Origin of the sequence: Frankia sp. AgKG'84/4, from assembly GCF_023242965.2 — a bacterium.
Lineage (GTDB): Bacteria > Actinomycetota > Actinomycetes > Frankiales > Frankiaceae > Frankia.
Map to the genome: position 1 here is coordinate 1 of NZ_JALKFU020000886.1, position 867 is coordinate 867.

General features: G+C 72.2%; 1 protein-coding gene. It reads left to right on the forward strand.

Annotation, left to right across the window (positions count from 1 at the left end; all coding sequences use genetic code 11):
• Positions 1–637: 637 nt before the first annotated feature.
• On the forward strand, positions 638–867 hold a 230-nt coding region (locus MXD58_RS25845), incomplete at its 3' end, for an NAD(P)-binding domain-containing protein (RefSeq protein ID WP_250610322.1).

Here is an 867-nt window from a genome sequence, read left to right on the forward strand (position 1 = left end):
GCCGACCGCCGCCCGGCTGAGCGCAGCCCCTTCGATCGCGGCCCCGCCGCCGCATGGCCGGGCAGCGCCGCCCCCGTCCACGGAATACCTGCCGGCCAGGTCGGTCGCTGCAGCGAACGACCGCCTGGGTAGATGACGCGCACATGGGCCTGACCACTGATCATCCGCGTCGCACCGCCCTCCGCATATCCGGTTCCCCTCCAGCACAGCATCTACGGACAACGAATTCCGATGATTCGCTCAACCGAAACCGGTGAACGCCACACTTCCCCCAGCCGGGTTAACCCGGCCTCGCGACCGTGGCCCCCGTAGGTCATCCCGGCCCGGCTCCCGAGAGGTACGTCCCCGGCGTCCGAACCCCCGTGGTTCCCATGCGGCGGGCTATCCCTGGCGGGAACGCCCGCTCGTACGCGGCGCCGGCCGGCATCCGTGGGCCCGGCATAAGTACCTTCGCGTTTTATCACCAGGCGGGCGTCGAGGCAGCATCCGGACGCCTGTCCTTTCCGAACCCGCGCCTGGTCGTCCCGTCGGGTTTCCCCGCGCGGGGATACCGGCTCTCGGACCTCCCCGCCGACGCACACCGCGATACGGTCACGGGCCGGCAGGATTCTCGGAAAGTGGGACGCTCGTGGCGACGATGGCGATTGTCAGTCCCGGTGCGATGGGGGCGGCCCTCGGCCGGGGATACGCCGAAGGCGGTACCCGGGTGCTGGCCTGCGTGGCCGGGCGCTCGCAGCGGACCCGGGCCCTCGCGCGTGGCCTGGAACTGGTCGATTCGCTCGCGGACGCGGTCGGCGCCGCGGACGTGGTGCTATCGGTCGTGCCTCCGGCGCAGGCCCCCGCGGTGGCCGCCGCGATCCGCCACGC